Raw genomic sequence first — 16,000 nt, 5'->3', positions numbered from 1 at the left:
AAAAGGGAGGAAACCATGAAAAAGATACTAGTGATTGATGATCATCCGGCTGTCATGGAGGGCACCAAGACGATTCTGGAAACGGACACGAATCTTTCTGTCGATTGCCTCAGTCCTGATGCCAGTGAACAATTCGTTCTCCGGCATGATTTTTCAGCTTACGATCTCATATTAATGGATTTAAATCTGGGTGATGACATCAGCGGCATAGAGCTTTCCAAGAAAATCTTAAAAGAGAATCCTCTCTGTAAAATCATTGTCTACACAGGCTATGAGGTTGAAGATTATTTTGAAGAATCCATCCGTGCGGGCCTGCATGGCGCCATCAGCAAAACCGAATCTAAAGAGAAAATCATGCAATACATATATCACGTGCTCAACGGACAGATTTTAGTTGATTTCTCCTATTTCAAACAGCTGATGACCCAGCAAAAAACAAAAACGTCTTCTTCCCCTCAAAGTGAGCAGGATCGGTTAACCCCGAGAGAGCGCCATATTCTCCAAGAGGTCGAAAAAGGTTTGACCAATCAGGAAATCGCAGATGCGCTTCACTTAAGCAAGCGGTCAATTGAATACAGCCTGACATCCATTTTTAACAAGCTGAATGTCGGCTCCCGCACTGAAGCGGTGCTGATCGCCAAGTCAGATAACGTACTATAAATCTTGAAGGGAGAATGACCTATGAATCTGAACAATACATTGCTCGGCGCACTCGGTATTGAAATCACTGAAAATACGCCGGAGAGATGCGTGGCGGTGATGCCGGTGGATAAGAGGACGGTGCAGCCTTTCGGATATCTGCATGGTGGCGCGTCAGCAGCGCTGGCGGAGACTGTTGCAAGTGTCGGGGCCCAGCATTTTATCGACAGGTCGAAACAGGCGTGTGTCGGGCTTGAGATTAATGCCAATCATTTGAAATCCGTGAAAGAGGGCGGGACGGTCACAGCGATTGCGAAACCCGTTCACACAGGCAGGGCAACCATTGTGTACGAGATTAACATTTTCGATGAACGGGAAAGGCTGATCTGTGTTTCCCGCTGCACACTGGCTGTTATAACAAAATAAACAAACAGCCGGAACCCTGAATCGTCCGGCTGTTTGTTTTTACAAATATGAATCTTCTTTTCGTTTGATCACAAAGTTTCTGATCCCTTTGTAATCATCCTGAACGCTTCTTTTATCAAGCGCCGCTCCCGAATTGTACGCGGCCCTGCATATGAGGTGCGCTCCGACCGGCGCCGTCAGCAGGATAAAAATGATGCCGAGCAGTATTTTTACAGAAATTTCTCCGGTCAGCATCCACAAGTAGCCTAACACCCCGAGCAATACCAAATTAACGCCGAGTGTCGAGCCTTTTGAAGAGGCGTGGGCGCGCGTATACACATCAGGAAGCCTGAGTGTGCCGAAAGACGCGACCAGGCAGATCAGCGATCCCATCAGAATACAAACGGCGACGGCCCATTTAACGATTTCGATCATTTTCGATAATCTCTCCTTTCTCCAAAAACTTAGCAAAGGCAATCGTGCCGATAAACGATAAAATGCCGAGCAGCAGAATGATGTCCAAAAAGGCCGATGTGTTTAAGAGAATGGATACAAGCGCGGTCATGGCAATCAGATTAATGCCGATCCCATCAAGCGCGACGACCCGGTCCGGTATCGTAGGCCCTTTTATGACGCGAATGACGTACAGAAGAGTCGAAACTGCCATAATGCCGAGTGATAATTGCAGAATAAACGTAAACATCAGCGGCTCACCTCCTGAATGGCTTTCTCAAAAGAGACGCGGATGTCATGGATCGCTTTCTCCGCATCTTCAATGTCCATGGCGTGTATATAGAGAATCGACCGGTCATCGGAGATATCCATCACGAGCGTACCCGGTGTTAAAGTGATTAACAGCGAGAGCAGCGTGATCTCCCAATCCTCCGTCAATTCCGTCTTAAACGCGAAAATGCCCGGGCGGATGTTCAGTTTCGGCGATATAACGGTTTTCAGCACGCTGACATTGGCCAAATATAATTCTTTTATAAAGATCAGCATCAGTTTGATGACCGACCATATTTTCCAAATGTAAAACGGCCGCGAGAAGAAGCGCCGGAAAAAAAACAGCGCCGCCAAGCCCGCGATAAATCCGGTCAAAAAACCCGCCGCGCTGAGGCTGTTTGTGAGAAACATCCAGCAAACAGCGAGAAGAACATTTAATAATAGTTGAAAAGCCATGCCATCTACTCCTTCAAAACAGCTTCAATGTATTTTTCCGGATTCAGCAGATTCTCAGCCGTCTGATTAACATACGGTGAAACCCATTCGGTTCCGAGCCCGAACAGAAGCGACAAAAGGAGAAAAGCGGCTGCCGGATAAAGAAGTCCTTTTGCGGACCGTCCGCCTGCGCCGGGGATTTCTTTTTCTTCCCCCCAAAAAGCCGTCGTAAAAACCTTTAGCACGGAATAGAGCACAAGCAGGCTTGATAAGAGAATCAATACGGAAAACAATGTTTCCCCCTTATCGAACCCGCCTTCCGCGATCTTCAGCTTGCCCACAAATCCGCTGAACGGCGGGATGCCGGCCAAAGATATGGCTGAAATAAAGAACATCCATCCTAAAACGGGATAACGGGTGATCAGTCCGCCCATTTTATGCAGGCTGGCAGTGCCTGTCAATGCGATAAGCGTGCCGGCAAGCATAAACAGCGCTCCTTTAATCAGCATATCGTGAATCAAGTAATAAACCGCTCCTTGAATGGAGGCCGGCGTGTTCATGGCAATGCCGAACAAAATCACGCCGACGGCTGTAATAATATTGTAGATGGCGATTTTCATGACATCCGAAAAGGCGATAGATCCGATTACGCCGAATAACACCGTCAGCATCGCAAGCCACATCATCAATTGGTGGGTAAAGCCCGTATCGTGAATAAAGATCAGGGTGAATACTCTTAAAATGGCATACAGACCGACTTTCGTCAAAAGAGACCCGAATAAAGCCGAAATTGCAGCCGGCGGGGCGTAATAAGAGCCCGGCATCCAGAAATACAGCGGGAATATCCCGCCCTTTAAACCGAAAACGACGAGAAGAAGGACGCCGATGACGGTGATCAGCCCGGTCTGGCCCGATTCGCTTATTTTTACGCTTAGATCAGCCATATTCAGCGTGCCCGTCACCGCGTATAAGTAACCGACGCCGATGACAAAAAACGCGGATGACACAATGTTAAACACGATATACTTCAATGATTCTCTTAATTGAATTTTCGTTCCGCCAAGCACGATCAGCATGTAGGACGCGATAAGCAGAAGCTCAAAAAAGACGTACATGTTGAACAGGTCACCCGTCAAAAACGCTCCGCTTACGCCGGCCAGAAGAAACTGCACCCCTGAATAATAGAAAGCGCGCTCCCTTTTTTCTCCGATGGAGCGGAAGGAGTACAGGGTGACGAGCAGCCCGATTATGGCGGTTGTCAAAACAAGCAGTGCGGCGAGCTGATCCGCGGCGAGCACAATGCCGTACGGCGCTTTCCATCCGCCGAGTGTCAGCGTCTGAATCCCGTGTGTGAAAACAGTCTGAACGAGAGCGGCGCTGATGACGATGGAGACACAGGAAGCGGCAGTGCTGAATATCCGCATCAGCATCACGCGCCTGTTCATAAAAATCAGCAGCACTGCGGCAAGCAGCGGCACCAGAATAGGCAATATCACAAAGTTATTCATGTTGATCATTTCCCCTCATTCGATCCATATCGTCCGTTTTCAGTTCCTGATAGGCGCGAAACGCCATCACAAGCAGGAAGGACGTGACGCCGAACGAAATAACGATCGCCGTCAGTATGAGTGCCTGCGGCAGCGGATCGACAAACGACGTGCTTTTTCCGCCCAGTATGGGAGGAGCGCCTTTTTTCAGTCCGCCCATGGTCAGGAGCAGCAAATGGACGCCGTGGCTTAAAAGCGCGGTGCCGATAATCACGCGCAGCAGACTTTTAGAAAGCAGCAGGTAGGTTGCCGCCATAAACAAAATACCGGCAATGACAGACATTAAGATTTCCATTATTCTTCCTCTCCAATCGTTTGAATAATGGTCATCGTCACGCCGACAACAACGAGATACACACCTAAATCAAACAAAGTGGCCGTCGCAAGCTCCGTATTCCCAAGCACCGGGAGATGAAAATGGCCGAATGTATGGGTGAGAAAGGGTGCTCCGAATAAGAACGAACCTGCACCCGTTGCAATCGCGATAAGCAGACCCGCGCCCGCCACATAAATAAAATTGACGGGCAAAATCGATTTGACGGTTTTTAAATCAAAGGCCAAAAGCAACAGCACGATGGCCGAAGACGTAATCAGTCCGCCGACAAATCCTCCGCCGGGAGCGTTATGCCCCGATAAAAATAAATAGAAAGAGAAAAGCAGAATGATAAAAGATACAAGCTTCGTTGCCGTCTGAAGGATGATGTCGTTTGTTTTTTGCTGTCTCAACGCTCTTCTCCCTCCTCTTTTACTTTTGTTCTGATCATGCCGTAAATCCCGAGTGCGGCAATCGACAGCACCGTGATTTCAAACATCGTATCAAATCCCCTGAAATCAACGAGGATGACGTTGACGATATTGTTTCCTCCCCCGAGCTTATGGCTGTAAGCGGTGAAAAAGGAGGAGATGCTGTCTTTTGTTTTTTCGCTGGAAGACGCGATTCCGAGCATTGTCACGATGACGCCGACACCGAGAGAAATGATAAAATTCGTCATCCGGAATGTTCTTGTCTTCTTTTTACGCCGCATTTTCGGCAGATGGTAAAAACAAAGAAGAAACAAGGCGACGGATATCGTCTCAATGACGAGCTGCGTGAGCGCCAGATCGGGCGCTCTGAAAATCACGAAAAACAGAGCGAGTGTGTACCCGACAACACCGAGTGAGATAATGGCCGTCAGCCGCGATTTGGCGAACACAGTCGCAATCGTTGCGCTCACCATAACGAGGGACAGCACGATTTCATACAGGCCGATTTCAGCCATGCCTTTCGCTGTCATGGAAAAGCCGCCTTTTGTGACGAACGCCGCCCCGATGAGAATGATAAACGCCGCAAAGATATACAGCAGATAATCCCGCAAAAATCCGGTCATATAAGATGACGTCAGCTGGTAAGATCTTTTTTCCATACTGCCCGTCACCGCATCGTAAAGCTTGTTCAGCGTCAGTTTTTTCGGAAACAGACCGTACAAACGCTCCCATTTAGACAGCGTTACGTAACCGATCGTGCCGACAATGATGATGCCGAGGGTCATCATTACCTCAGCCGTCACCCCATGCCACTGGGAAATATGGACATGGAATGTATCTCCGCCGGTTAACAGAGCCGGATAAATGGAGTTCATCGCCGGTTCAATCAGGCTGTAAGACAAAACGTTCGGTGCAAAAAACAGACTGACGGCGCAAGCGGCAAGAATGACCGGCGAAATCAGCATGCCGAGCGGTGCTTCATGCGGCGTCTTTTCAAGCTGATCAGGTTTGCGCGCGCCGCTGAACGTTCTGAAAAACAGCTTCATGCTGTAGATGAAAGTGAAGACGCTCCCGATCCATGCGAGAACGGGGAACAGCACGCCCCACGTATCCAGGCTGAAAATATCTGCATGAGCAATCCGCAGCATACTTGTAAAGAACATTTCTTTACTTAAAAAGCCGTTAAACGGAGGGAGGCCCGCCATGGAAAACGTTCCGATCAGTGAAACGGTGAACGTTACCGGCATAAGCGCCATCAGTCCGCCGAGCCTGCGGATGTCCCGTGTTCCCGTTTCATGGTCGATAATGCCGACCGCCATAAATAAACTTCCTTTAAAAGTAGCATGGTTAATTAAGTGAAACACAGCCGCGGTGACAGCCGCCGTAAAATACTCTGAATGCTGGTAATGAAGCGCGGCGGCTCCTGCGCCGAGCATCGATACAATCATACCGAGCTGACTGACTGTGGAAAATGCCAGAATCGCTTTTAAATCGGTTTGTTTCATCGCATTGAAGGAAGCCCATACCATCGTGATCAGACCGACTGAGGCAACCGTCCAAAACCAGACGGGTGAAAATGCAAAAACCGGACTGAATCTGGCAATCAGATAAATGCCCGCTTTCACCATTGTAGCCGAGTGCAGATAGGCGCTGACAGGAGTCGGCGCCTCCATGGCATCAGGCAGCCAGATATAAAACGGAAACTGCGCTGATTTCGTAAAGGCTCCCAATAACAGGAGAACCATCGCCGGAATAAAGAACGGATGGCCTGCGATAATATGCACCTGGTTGACCATTTCCCTGATACTGAAAGAATCCGTCATCAGATACAGCAGGATAAAGCCGCCAAGCATGCACAGCCCGCCGCCGACGGTAATCAGCAGTGACTTTTCCGCCCCGTAGCGTGATTTCTTCCGCTTATGCCAATACCCGATTAATAAGAAGGATGACAGGCTTGTCAGCTCCCAGAACATATAAAGCACGATGACGTTATCGACGAGCACAACGCCCAGCATCGCGCCCATAAACATCAGCAGGTACACATAAAAGGGGCCGAGCTTTTCTTTGTCCTTCGATAAGTAAAAAATACTGTAAAGCGTCACTAAAGAGCCGATACCCGTAATCAATAAAGCGAATAACAGCCCGAGTCCGTCAATATAAACGGTATAGTTAATACCGAGGGACGGAATCCATTCGGCCGCATACCGGACGGTTTCCCCAGCCATTGTGACAGGGAGCTTGCTGATAAAGTAAACAAACAGCACAACGGGCACTATCAGCACAAACCAGCCTGTATGGACTTGTTTTACCCGTTTATAAAGAAAGGGAACGATAAATGCAAATAAAAAAGGCGCCAAAATCGCGAAATGTAACAGCTGCAACAGAAGACCTCCTTTGCTTGTTTTTTCATCAAGCAACTGCTTTATGTAAGAGTGAATCAATCAATTCACGGTCATAGGACCCAGTCCAAATTATATCGCACTTTTTTTTACCCTGCTACGGCATAATGTATTCCTCTCTGTGTTTTGTGGTCTTTTGAACCTAAAATAAATTTATCAAATATCCTGATCTTTGTATATACATTTATCTTTCAGTTCAAGCTTTTAAAAAAGGAGCTGGTCAGATGAAGAGAAAGGCGGCGGCCTGTATTGGAATATTTTGTACTATTATTGCAGGAACATTCATAGCGGACGATTTCTGCAAAACGCGGCAGCAGACGGAGGCGGATAATTGGGAGCGTTTTTTTCTCGGTGCGGAATACGCAGAAGACAAGCTGAGTGCGGCTGAATCAATGCAAACACCGTTTCAGCCGCGTGAGTATATCAGAATCGTATATAGATGAAAAGAGTTCCGGCACCGGGGTGCGGAACTCTTTTTGTGTGGCAATCAGCGTTTTCCTTTAATATAAGGGATGCCGTTGGCTTTAGGCGCATCCGCGCGGCCGATGAAGCCGGCAAGCGCGAGAATGGTCAGAATGTAAGGAGCCATCAGCATGTATACATTCGGAATGTCTTTGAACAGGGGCAAAAGCGAGCCGATAATGCTCAAACTCTGCGCAAATCCGAAGAACAGCGCCGCCCCGAGCGCGCCGATCGGATGCCATTTGCCGAAAACCAGCGCGGCGAGAGCGATAAAGCCTTGCCCGGAAATGGTGGAGTGCGTGAAATCAAGCGCGATCGTGGAAGCATATACACCGCCGCCGAGCCCGCCGAACAGCCCGCTGATCATGACGCCGATATAGCGCATGCCGAACACGTTGATTCCCATCGTATCGGCCGCCATCGGATGTTCCCCGACAGAACGGATGCGGAGGCCGAACGGCGTTTTGAATAAAATAAACCAGGAAACAAAGGCCAGTACGATGGCTAAAATCGACGTATAATATACGTCGGAAAAGAAAATCTTTCCTAAAACCGGAATATCGCTTAACCCGGGAATGTTCGTTTTGTAAAAGGGCTCCGGGATTTTATCAGTCTGCGCCTTTCCGTAGATCAGCTTGACGATAAACAGTGTCGCTCCTAACGCGAGCATATTGATCGCCACACCGGTTACCGTCTGATCGGCGCGGAAAGAAACCGCGGCGGCCGCGTGAATCAGTGAAAACAGTCCGCCGGCAATCATAGCCGCAGCCAAGGCGAGCCACGGAGCGGCGGCGCCAAGCTCGCGTCCGAAAAATAAGTTGAACATGACGCTTGTAAAGGCGCCGATAATCATCAGTCCTTCAAGACCGATGTTGACAACTCCCGATCTTTCAGAAAACACGCCGCCGAGAGCAGTTAAAATAAGCGGAGCCGCATATACGAGTGTTGCCGGGACAATAATGGATAAAATCTGCAGGAAGTCCACTTACTTCGCCCCCTTTTTCTTCAATTTATCAAGGATGAGACGGATGGCGTAGCTTGATGCCACAAACAAAATAATAATGGCGATGACGATGTCAACGACTTCAGAAGGCACCCCGGATTCAATCGGCATATTTAATGCCCCGACTTTAAGGCCGCCGAGAAGACATGCCGCCAGAACAACGCCGATTGCCGTGCTGCCGCCGAGAAGCGCAACCGCAATGCCGTCGAAGCCGACGCCGGTAAAGGCGCCCTTAACCGCCGCGTATTGAAAGGTTCCGAGTCCTTCCATCGCGCCGGCAAGCCCCGCGAAGGCGCCGGAAATCATCATGGCGTACATCATATTTTTTCTGACGCTCATTCCGGCGTATTGTGCGGCGTGCTGGTTAAAGCCGACAGCCCGGAATTCAAATCCGCTTTTTGTTTTATGAATGATAAACCACATGAGGACTGCCGCAAACAGAGCGATCAAAATGCCCCAGTGAAGGCGGGAGTAATCTGTCAGCTGCTCTAAAAACGGCGAGCGGAGCGACGCGCTTTCATGAATTTTGTCTGTTTTGTCCCGGTGGTCCGTCATGACATCGGAAATGAGATAATTGGTTAAATGAAGAGCGATATAATTCATCATGATCGTGACAATCACTTCGTGGACAAAAAAACGGGCTTTTAAAAATCCGGGAATCAGGCCCCAAATGCCGCCCGCAGCCGCAGCCGCCAATAACGAAAGCGGCAGGTGGATGTAAGCGGGGGCGTCAAAGGAAGCGCCGACCCACACCGCGGCGGTCCAGCCGACAAGGAGCTGTCCTTCAACCCCGATATTAAACAGGCCGGTCCGAAATGCGAATGCCACGGCCAATCCGGACAAAATATATGGCGTAATCTGCCGGATCGATTCCCCGATGTAATACACTTCACCGAAAATGCCGCTCCAAAGAGCCGAATACCCGCTTACGACATTGTAGCCGCTGGCGAGCATGATGACCGCACCCGCAGCTAACCCAAGGATGATCGCAATCAGCGGCACAGCCAGATGAGAAAGTCGATTAATCATGTGTTTTCCCCGCCTCCATTTGCTTACTACCCGCCATTAAAAGCCCGAGCTCCTGCTCGTTTGTTTCAAGCGGATTGACGTTTGCGATGATGCTGCCTTCAAAGATGACGGCGATGCGATCGCTGAGATTCATTATTTCATCAAGTTCAAAAGATAACAGAAGCACCGCTTTACCGGCGTCACGCTGCTCAATGATCTTTTTATGAACGAATTCAATCGCGCCGACATCGAGTCCCCGCGTCGGCTGGGCCGCAATTAAAAGATCCGGATTTCTGTCCACTTCCCGGCCGATAATGGCCTTTTGCTGATTCCCCCCGGAGAGAGCGCGCGCAGGCGTATATTCATCAGGTGTTCTGACATCGTATTCTTCAATCAGGCTTCGCGCTTTGTCATAAATCGTGTGTTTATTTAATATGCCGAAAGAAGAGTAGGGCTTTTGGTAATAACTTTGCAGCACGATATTTTCTCCGATCGGAAAATCAAGGACGAGCCCGTGTTTATGCCTGTCCTGCGGAATATGCCCGATGCCGGCTTCAGTGACTTTCCTGGGCGGCATGTTTTGCAGCTGTTTGCCGTTTAACGTGATCGTGCCGGCATTTGTTTTTCTGAGACCTGTAATGGCTTCAATTAATTCAGACTGACCGTTTCCGTCAACGCCCGCAATGCCGACGATTTCACCGGCTCTGACTGAGAGGGAGAGCTGTTTGACCGCCTCAACGCCGCGCGCGTCCTTAACCGTTACATCAGAAAGTGAAAGCACTTCTTGTTTCGGATAGGCCGCTTGTTTATCCGTCTTGAATGACACTTCGCGTCCGACCATAAGGCTTGCCAGTTCATCTTGATCCGTATGTGCGACATCGAGTGTTGTAATGCCTTTTCCTTTCCGGATGATGGTGACACGATCGCAGACTTCCATAATCTCTTTTAATTTGTGGGTGATGAGGATGATTGATTTTCCTTCATTGACAAGATTTTTCATAATCTGAATCAGTTCTTGAATTTCGTGCGGAGTCAGCACCGCGGTCGGCTCGTCAAAAATGAGAATGTCGGCGCCCCGGTAGAGGGTCTTTAATATTTCCGCCCGCTGCTGCATACCGACGGAAATATCGGCAACTTTGGCTTCAGGATCAATGTGCAGGCCGTAACGGTCGGAAATATCGCGCACGTCCCGGGCGGCGCGCTGTCTGTCAATCCGGCCGAATGTTTTCGGCTCTTTTCCGAGAATGATATTTTCTGAGACGGTAAAGGTATCCACAAGCATAAAATGCTGGTGCACCATCCCGATGCCGAGATCGTTGGCTTTGTTCGGGCTGTTGATGTGAACGCGTTCGCCCCGCACCCGGATCTCGCCTTTTTCCGGCTGATACAGGCCGAATAAAACGTTCATGAGTGTCGATTTTCCGGCGCCGTTTTCACCGAGAAGGGCGTGTATTTCGCCTTTTTTCACTTGAAGCGTGACGTCATCATTGGCGACGATTCCGGGAAACTCCTTGCGTATATTAAGCATTTCAATGATATAATCCACCGATTTGACGCTCCTTTTCAGAGATACTTTGATGAGAAAGAGCTTGGCAAAAGAAAAGCTGCAAGAGATGCAGCTTTTCCTTCACCGCTCTTTTCATAAAAGAGAGGGGATAAGCACGGAAGTCTCCTTATCCCCTGGTTCTTACTCAGCCTTGAAGGATTTCAATTCTTTTTCAGTTGAAGGGATCTCGAGTCCGTCCGCGATTTTCTTCTTCCAATCGTCTGTTGCTTTAATGACATCGTCAGAAAGGTTCTCCTTGTGATCCGAAATGCCGACTGCATCTTGCGCCAAACCGTATGTTAATGTTTTGCCGCCCGGGAATTTGCCGTCACTTGCTTTTTTCGTTAAGTCCTCTACGGCTGTATCCACTTTTTTGACCATTGATGTGAGAGTGACATTGTCTTTTGTGCCTTTGACTTGACCTTCCGCGTACTGGTCTTTATCAACTCCGATAACCCATACGTTCCGCTTCGGATCTTCTTTTTTCAGATTTTTCGCTTCTGTGAAGACGCCCGTTCCCGTTGCGCCGGCCGCGTGATAAATGACGTCAACGCCTGATTTGTACATGCTTTCAGCCGTCGCCTTGCCGACATCGGCTTTGTCAAATCCGCCCGCATATTTCACTTCGACGGTCGCTTTCGGATTTGCGGCTTGTACACCCGCGCGGAAGCCGATTTCGAATTTTTTGATCAATTCAGACTCCATTCCGCCCACGAATCCGACTTTTCCCGTTTTGCTCGATAGCGCAGCGGCCGCTCCCACGAGGAATGAACCTTCCTGCTCTTTAAATGTAAGGCTCGCCACGTTGTCTTTTTTGACAACGGCGTCAATGATCGCAAAATTTGTGTCTTTGCGCTGATCGGCGATTTCGCTGATGGAATCCTGCATCAGATACCCGACGCCGTAAATCAGGTCAAAGTGTTCCCGCGCTAATTTATTTAAGTTCGTTGTATAATCTGCATCTGATTTTGATTGAAGATAGTCAAAACCGCTTTTGCCTTTTGTAAGCCCGTTGTCTTTTCCGAATGCCTGAATACCTTCCCAGGCGGACTGGTTAAATGATTTGTCATCGACACCGCCGATGTCCGTTACCATGCCGACGGTAAAGTTTTTACTGCCGGAGCCGTTTGCTTTGTCACTTGAACCGCATGCGCTTAATATGGTTCCGGCCGCCGCGATGAGCGCCATCGCCATTCCGATTTTGCGTTTTTTCAAAGATATAACCCCCCTGTAAAATATGGCTGTGCCGTTCAATTCAGACTTGAGTCCCCGTACCGGATGCAGAATCGAAAAAACTTTCTGATAATAATGATGAGACGTCTCTCTTTTTCCCGCCTTGAGCGGCTGTCTCTTCCGTGTTCGGGACTTATGACTTATCTGAAAAGAGCTGCTAACCAATCATAATTTATCATTTTACCCGCCATAAATAAATAGAAATTTGCTTATTTTTTAAAAAATATCAATTTTAAGAATCGGCTTCCTCATCTGGATAAAACAGAGGAGGATCATCCGGGTCATTATCCTTATATAGCATACAAAAAAAGAATCTCAAGCCTTTTGTCACGGGATATGACAGTAAAAAAGCACCGTTCACAGCGGAACGGCGCTTTTTGACATTATAAATATTGTTTGATGCTGCTGACATTACCGGTGTTGATATGATATTGGAAGACGGGTCTGCCGATCGTGCCGTACGCCATCTCTACATTCAGCACTTGTATGTCTTCCAGAAATTTAAGGTATTTCCGGATGGAGACTTGCGAGATTTCAGTATGCTTGGCGAGATCTTCCGTGGTAAAAGAGCCGTCACCGAAAGACTCAATGCTCGCCCAGATGAGTTTAAGCGTGCTTTTTGTCAATCCCTTCGGAAGGTGAACCTTTTCCGCCGCTTCTTTCTTTTGAAAAAGCTCGGCATCCAATTCTTTCTGTGTCATGCTTCTGTGTGATTGATAAACTTTCTGCTTGCGTCTGTAGTCGGAAAGAGCGGTTTGAAAGCGGTCAAATTCAAATGGTTTGATTAAATAATCGACGGCGCCGTACCGAAGCGTTTTTTTGATGACGTCCAGCTCGCTTGCGGCCGAAATGACGATGACATCAACCGATTCATTCTGCTTGCGGATTTCCGTTAATAGCTCAAGCCCGTTTTTTCCCGGCATGTAAATGTCAAGAAGGATGAGATCGATATGATGCTCGCTCAGCACGTGCAGCGCGCTTTGAAAGGATGATGCGATCCCTTTCAGCTGAAATCCTTCAATCTGGCTGAGATAGCGTTTATTTAATTCACCCACCATGGGGTCGTCTTCAACTATGAGTACATTAATCATCATTTTCCTCCTTCGGTTCATACGGAATGCGAAGACTGAAAGTCGTTCCTTCATTCTTTTCACTTGTCACAATCATATGGCCTTTTAAATTTTCTGTTGCCTGCTGGGTGAAATAGAGGCCGAACCCCCGGTTTGTCCCTTTCGTGGAATAACCTTGTTCAAAAATACGGGCTTGGTCTGCCGCAGACATTCCGGCTCCTGTGTCCGTAATCTCTATATCAAGCTGGCGATCCTGAAACCGCATTGAGCACGTAATGTTTTTTTTCGGCATCTGCGCCACCGCGTCGAGCGCGTTGTTTAACAGGTTTCCGATAATCGTAATGAGCTCATGGATGACGGCCGGATCTGCCGCATTCGGGATCAGGCTGCCGAGCTGAATGTCCAGATCAGCGCCCTGTTCGCGTATGTAGCTTTGTTTTCCTAGAAGAAACCCTGCGAGAACCGGACTTTTGACATCACTTATAATCTCGCTTGTTTCCGTCTTCTGCTGAATGGCAATGTCTTTAATATAAGTGCCGAGATCATCGTATTCTTTTAACTGGACAAGCCCTAAAATGACATGAAGCTTATTCATGAATTCATGAGACTGGGCTCTTAATGCGTTTGCATACATTTTAACACCGGACAGCTGTTCTGCTAAATGTTTGACCTCCGTTTTGTCCCTGAACGTGGCGATCGCTCCGACGGTTTGTCCTTTCAGATGAATCGGAACCTCATTAAAGACCAGCTCAAGCCCGTTAATGCGGATATCCCTGTCCTGAAGCGGTTTTTTCGTTTCAATCACTTGTTTCAGCCGGCTTTTCGGGAGAATATCGTTCACATCTTGATCGACCGGATTAGTCGGAATACCCATTTTAATAAAAAGCCGTTTCGCTTCCGCATTGGCGAGCTTGATTTTTCCCCGCGCGTCAACCGCCAGGATGCCTTCCTTCGTTGATTCGAGCATGGCGCTCCGCTCTTCGAGGAGGGTGGCGATTTCATAAGGCTCAAGACCGTACATAATGTTTTTGACGGTGCGGGCGACAATGACGGCTCCGATGACGCCGACAAAAATACTTACGCAGATGATGAAATAAAGCGGTCTCAAACTGTGGCTGACGACATCCTGTATTTTGTTAAGCGAAATTCCGACCGAAACGACGCCCACTTGTTTTTTATCTTTTCCATAGATCGGTACGAAGGCTCTCATGGATTTTCCGAGAGTTCCCGCTGATGTGCTCGTTTTGATATGCCCGTGCATCGCCGGCTGTTCATCTCCGCCGGTGAATTTCTTCCCGATTTTATTTGCGTCGGGGTGGGTGAGGCGGATGCTGTTCATATCCATCACCACGACAAATTCGGTTCCTGTCGTATGCTGGACGTCTAATGTATAATCCCGGAGCTCTTTCAGCCCTTTTTTTGTTTGCAATGCCTGCGCGACACTCGGTGTTTCCGCGACCAGCTTTGCGGTGCGCAGCGCGGTCGTCCGTTCTTCTTCTTTCACGCGGTCTGCTGTTTGGACGCTGATCGTGAAAAAGGTGATACAAAGTGCGATAAGGACGACAATACAGACGAATATCGTTAATCGGGTTTGCAATTTTAATGTTTTTTTCATAACAGCCTTCCTTACGTTTATCATTCCCGCGTTCTACTTTACTCCGAAAAAGCCGGTTTGTGAAGATCAGGCCCTTATTTCGTAAAAGTGAGGAAAAATGGTATTTTTTATCTTGTCAATGTGTTTTAAGTCCTCCATAATAAGTGAGGTAGATTACAGAAAGGGACTTTTTATATGAAAAATACTTATTGGACGGGTTATTTTCCGCTCGTTGCGATTCTGCTTTTTAGTTCGTCATTATCCATTTCTACCTCGCTTTATGTCATGAAGATACTTCAGACGCTCGGCATGTATCAGGGGATGCTGGATTATTTCTCTGAGAAAGGGATCAGACTGGCGCTTTTTGCAGCGTTCGCCCTTGTGTATTTTATGCTATTTTCGGCTTTGAAGCTGATTGCAAACACAGTGACAGAGCTGTCTCTTTTGTTTTTCACAAATGACCCTGAAGGGGACAATCTGAAAAAAATCAGATTAGGCTCTTTAATTTATGTAGGCGGAGGAATTCTTTCCTTTGCGCTCGTGCAGAATGGTTTTTGGATTGCGGCGTTATTTGCCGTTGTTACGCTCGTTTATTTGATTTTCATGGTGTACAGAATCTATTCGACACTCTCGATCGTTTCGCTGATCGGTTTTATATTGCTTGAGATTCTGTTTTGGTTTACTTTTGTTATCGGTATTTTGTACATCTTTATCAAGCTTTATAATAGCATAATGGCTAGCTTACCTGTGTAAGCTAGCCATTTTTGTTAAGACAGAAATCTGTTTTTGATCTCAGGGGAGGGGAGCATGCATGCTTCCCTTTTTCCGAACCATTTGTAACGGCGCCGGGCGATGAAAGAGTAGGCTCTGTCCCTGAGGGGGCGGGGCACTGCGAAAAAAACCGCTGACAGCCGCCAGGCTCCGCGGAGATGACGGGAAACCTTTAACACGGCTGCGGATTTTTTGTATATCCGCCCGTTTTCGATAAAAATCATGCTGTCAAATTGTTCTGTCGGAAGTCCTTCTGATGCCAAAAGCTCCCGGGCGGTATCTGATTGCAATGAAGCAAATGAGATTTTGCCGGCCGGATCGCGTTTAATGATGAATTGAACGGCGCCGCTGCATAAGTTGCAGACGCCGTCAAACAAAAGTACGCGGTCCGGAAGCTGAGCTGGTTTCAAAGCGGATCCCC

18 protein-coding genes are annotated in these 16,000 nt (G+C 48.1%); 4 read left to right on the top strand and 14 right to left on the bottom strand.

All coding sequences use genetic code 11. The annotated features are described in order from the left end of the window. Positions 1 to 15: 15 nt before the first annotated feature. Together NYE68_RS16930 and NYE68_RS16925 are read left to right on the top strand one after the other, a co-directional pair. Entirely contained in the window at positions 16 to 660 is a 645-nt protein-coding gene (locus NYE68_RS16930) for a response regulator transcription factor (protein ID WP_003152052.1), read from the top strand. Positions 661 to 681: 21 nt separating this feature from the next. After that, positions 682 to 1,065, top strand: a complete 384-nt coding sequence (locus tag NYE68_RS16925) for a hotdog fold thioesterase (RefSeq protein ID WP_014418761.1) — start codon at positions 682 to 684, stop codon at positions 1,063 to 1,065. 39 nt (positions 1,066 to 1,104) lie between these two features. Here NYE68_RS16925 and mnhG read toward each other — a convergent pair whose 3' ends face one another. From mnhG to NYE68_RS16890, 7 genes are read right to left on the bottom strand one after another with little or no spacing between them, the layout of a single operon-like run. Further along, positions 1,105 to 1,479 (bottom strand): monovalent cation/H(+) antiporter subunit G, encoded by a 375-nt coding sequence (mnhG, locus tag NYE68_RS16920; RefSeq protein ID WP_003152056.1) that lies wholly within the window; start codon positions 1,477 to 1,479, stop codon positions 1,105 to 1,107. After that, positions 1,463 to 1,747, bottom strand: coding sequence for a Na(+)/H(+) antiporter subunit F1 (locus NYE68_RS16915; protein WP_012118311.1), 285 nt, complete (start codon positions 1,745 to 1,747; stop codon positions 1,463 to 1,465). Before NYE68_RS16915 ends, mnhG begins: the two co-directional genes overlap by 17 nt. Continuing rightward, a complete protein-coding gene (locus NYE68_RS16910) occupies positions 1,747 to 2,223 on the bottom strand; it encodes a Na+/H+ antiporter subunit E (RefSeq protein WP_017419419.1) in 477 nt (158 codons plus the stop codon). Before NYE68_RS16910 ends, NYE68_RS16915 begins: the two co-directional genes overlap by 1 nt. 5 nt (positions 2,224 to 2,228) lie before the next feature. After that, positions 2,229 to 3,710, bottom strand: coding sequence for a Na+/H+ antiporter subunit D (locus NYE68_RS16905; RefSeq protein WP_072176756.1), 1,482 nt, complete (start codon positions 3,708 to 3,710; stop codon positions 2,229 to 2,231). After that, positions 3,703 to 4,044, bottom strand: coding sequence for a Na(+)/H(+) antiporter subunit C (locus tag NYE68_RS16900; protein ID WP_003152063.1), 342 nt, complete (start codon positions 4,042 to 4,044; stop codon positions 3,703 to 3,705). The genes NYE68_RS16905 and NYE68_RS16900 overlap by 8 nt, the downstream gene beginning before the upstream one ends. Then, positions 4,044 to 4,475 carry a Na(+)/H(+) antiporter subunit B gene (locus NYE68_RS16895; protein WP_007613424.1) on the bottom strand — a complete coding sequence of 144 codons (432 nt, stop codon included), beginning with the start codon at positions 4,473 to 4,475 and terminating at the stop codon, positions 4,044 to 4,046. The genes NYE68_RS16900 and NYE68_RS16895 overlap by 1 nt, the downstream gene beginning before the upstream one ends. Beyond that, the gene (locus tag NYE68_RS16890) at positions 4,472 to 6,874 is read right to left on the bottom strand and encodes a Na+/H+ antiporter subunit A (protein ID WP_063094330.1); all 2,403 of its coding nucleotides are present in this window, start codon (positions 6,872 to 6,874) and stop codon (positions 4,472 to 4,474) included. Before NYE68_RS16890 ends, NYE68_RS16895 begins: the two co-directional genes overlap by 4 nt. A gap of 242 nt (positions 6,875 to 7,116) precedes the next feature. On the opposite strand from NYE68_RS16890, the gene NYE68_RS16885 reads away from it, so the two are divergent. After that, complete coding sequence (locus tag NYE68_RS16885) at positions 7,117 to 7,335, top strand: hypothetical protein (RefSeq protein WP_160182979.1); 219 nt, start codon at positions 7,117 to 7,119, stop codon at positions 7,333 to 7,335. A 44-nt stretch (positions 7,336 to 7,379) separates the two neighbouring features. On the opposite strand, the gene nupQ is transcribed toward NYE68_RS16885, so the two are convergent. From nupQ to malK, 6 genes are all read right to left on the bottom strand, one after another. Continuing rightward, complete coding sequence (nupQ, locus tag NYE68_RS16880; protein ID WP_003152071.1) at positions 7,380 to 8,339, bottom strand: guanosine ABC transporter permease NupQ; 960 nt, start codon at positions 8,337 to 8,339, stop codon at positions 7,380 to 7,382. Next, the gene (locus NYE68_RS16875; protein WP_012118308.1) at positions 8,340 to 9,386 is read right to left on the bottom strand and encodes an ABC transporter permease; all 1,047 of its coding nucleotides are present in this window, start codon (positions 9,384 to 9,386) and stop codon (positions 8,340 to 8,342) included. Beyond that, positions 9,379 to 10,911, bottom strand: a complete 1,533-nt coding sequence (locus NYE68_RS16870) for an ABC transporter ATP-binding protein (RefSeq protein WP_060675425.1) — start codon at positions 10,909 to 10,911, stop codon at positions 9,379 to 9,381. Before NYE68_RS16870 ends, NYE68_RS16875 begins: the two co-directional genes overlap by 8 nt. Positions 10,912 to 11,052: 141 nt before the next feature. Next, complete coding sequence (locus tag NYE68_RS16865; protein WP_007408665.1) at positions 11,053 to 12,126, bottom strand: BMP family protein; 1,074 nt, start codon at positions 12,124 to 12,126, stop codon at positions 11,053 to 11,055. 401 nt (positions 12,127 to 12,527) lie between these two features. Beyond that, positions 12,528 to 13,235, bottom strand: a complete 708-nt coding sequence (locus NYE68_RS16860; protein ID WP_003152077.1) for a response regulator — start codon at positions 13,233 to 13,235, stop codon at positions 12,528 to 12,530. After that, complete coding sequence (gene malK, locus NYE68_RS16855; protein ID WP_033574918.1) at positions 13,228 to 14,829, bottom strand: malate sensor histidine kinase MalK; 1,602 nt, start codon at positions 14,827 to 14,829, stop codon at positions 13,228 to 13,230. The genes NYE68_RS16860 and malK overlap by 8 nt, the downstream gene beginning before the upstream one ends. Positions 14,830 to 15,003: 174 nt before the next feature. Here malK and NYE68_RS16850 point away from each other — a divergent pair, with 174 nt between their 5' ends. Next, positions 15,004 to 15,561: a YufK family protein gene (locus NYE68_RS16850; RefSeq protein ID WP_007408662.1), complete on the top strand. Its 558-nt coding sequence runs from the start codon at positions 15,004 to 15,006 to the stop codon at positions 15,559 to 15,561. Positions 15,562 to 15,575: 14 nt separating this feature from the next. On the opposite strand, the gene NYE68_RS16845 is transcribed toward NYE68_RS16850, so the two are convergent. Beyond that, positions 15,576 to 15,989: a thiol-disulfide oxidoreductase DCC family protein gene (locus NYE68_RS16845; RefSeq protein ID WP_014305710.1), complete on the bottom strand. Its 414-nt coding sequence runs from the start codon at positions 15,987 to 15,989 to the stop codon at positions 15,576 to 15,578. Between the last annotated feature and the right edge of the window lie 11 nt (positions 15,990 to 16,000).

The sequence above is a fragment of the Bacillus sp. FSL R5-0447 genome (genome assembly GCF_038606125.1).
Lineage (GTDB): Bacteria > Bacillota > Bacilli > Bacillales > Bacillaceae > Bacillus > Bacillus velezensis.
The sequence above is the reverse complement of the archived record's forward strand: the minus strand, read 5'-3'. Positions and strand labels throughout refer to the sequence as shown.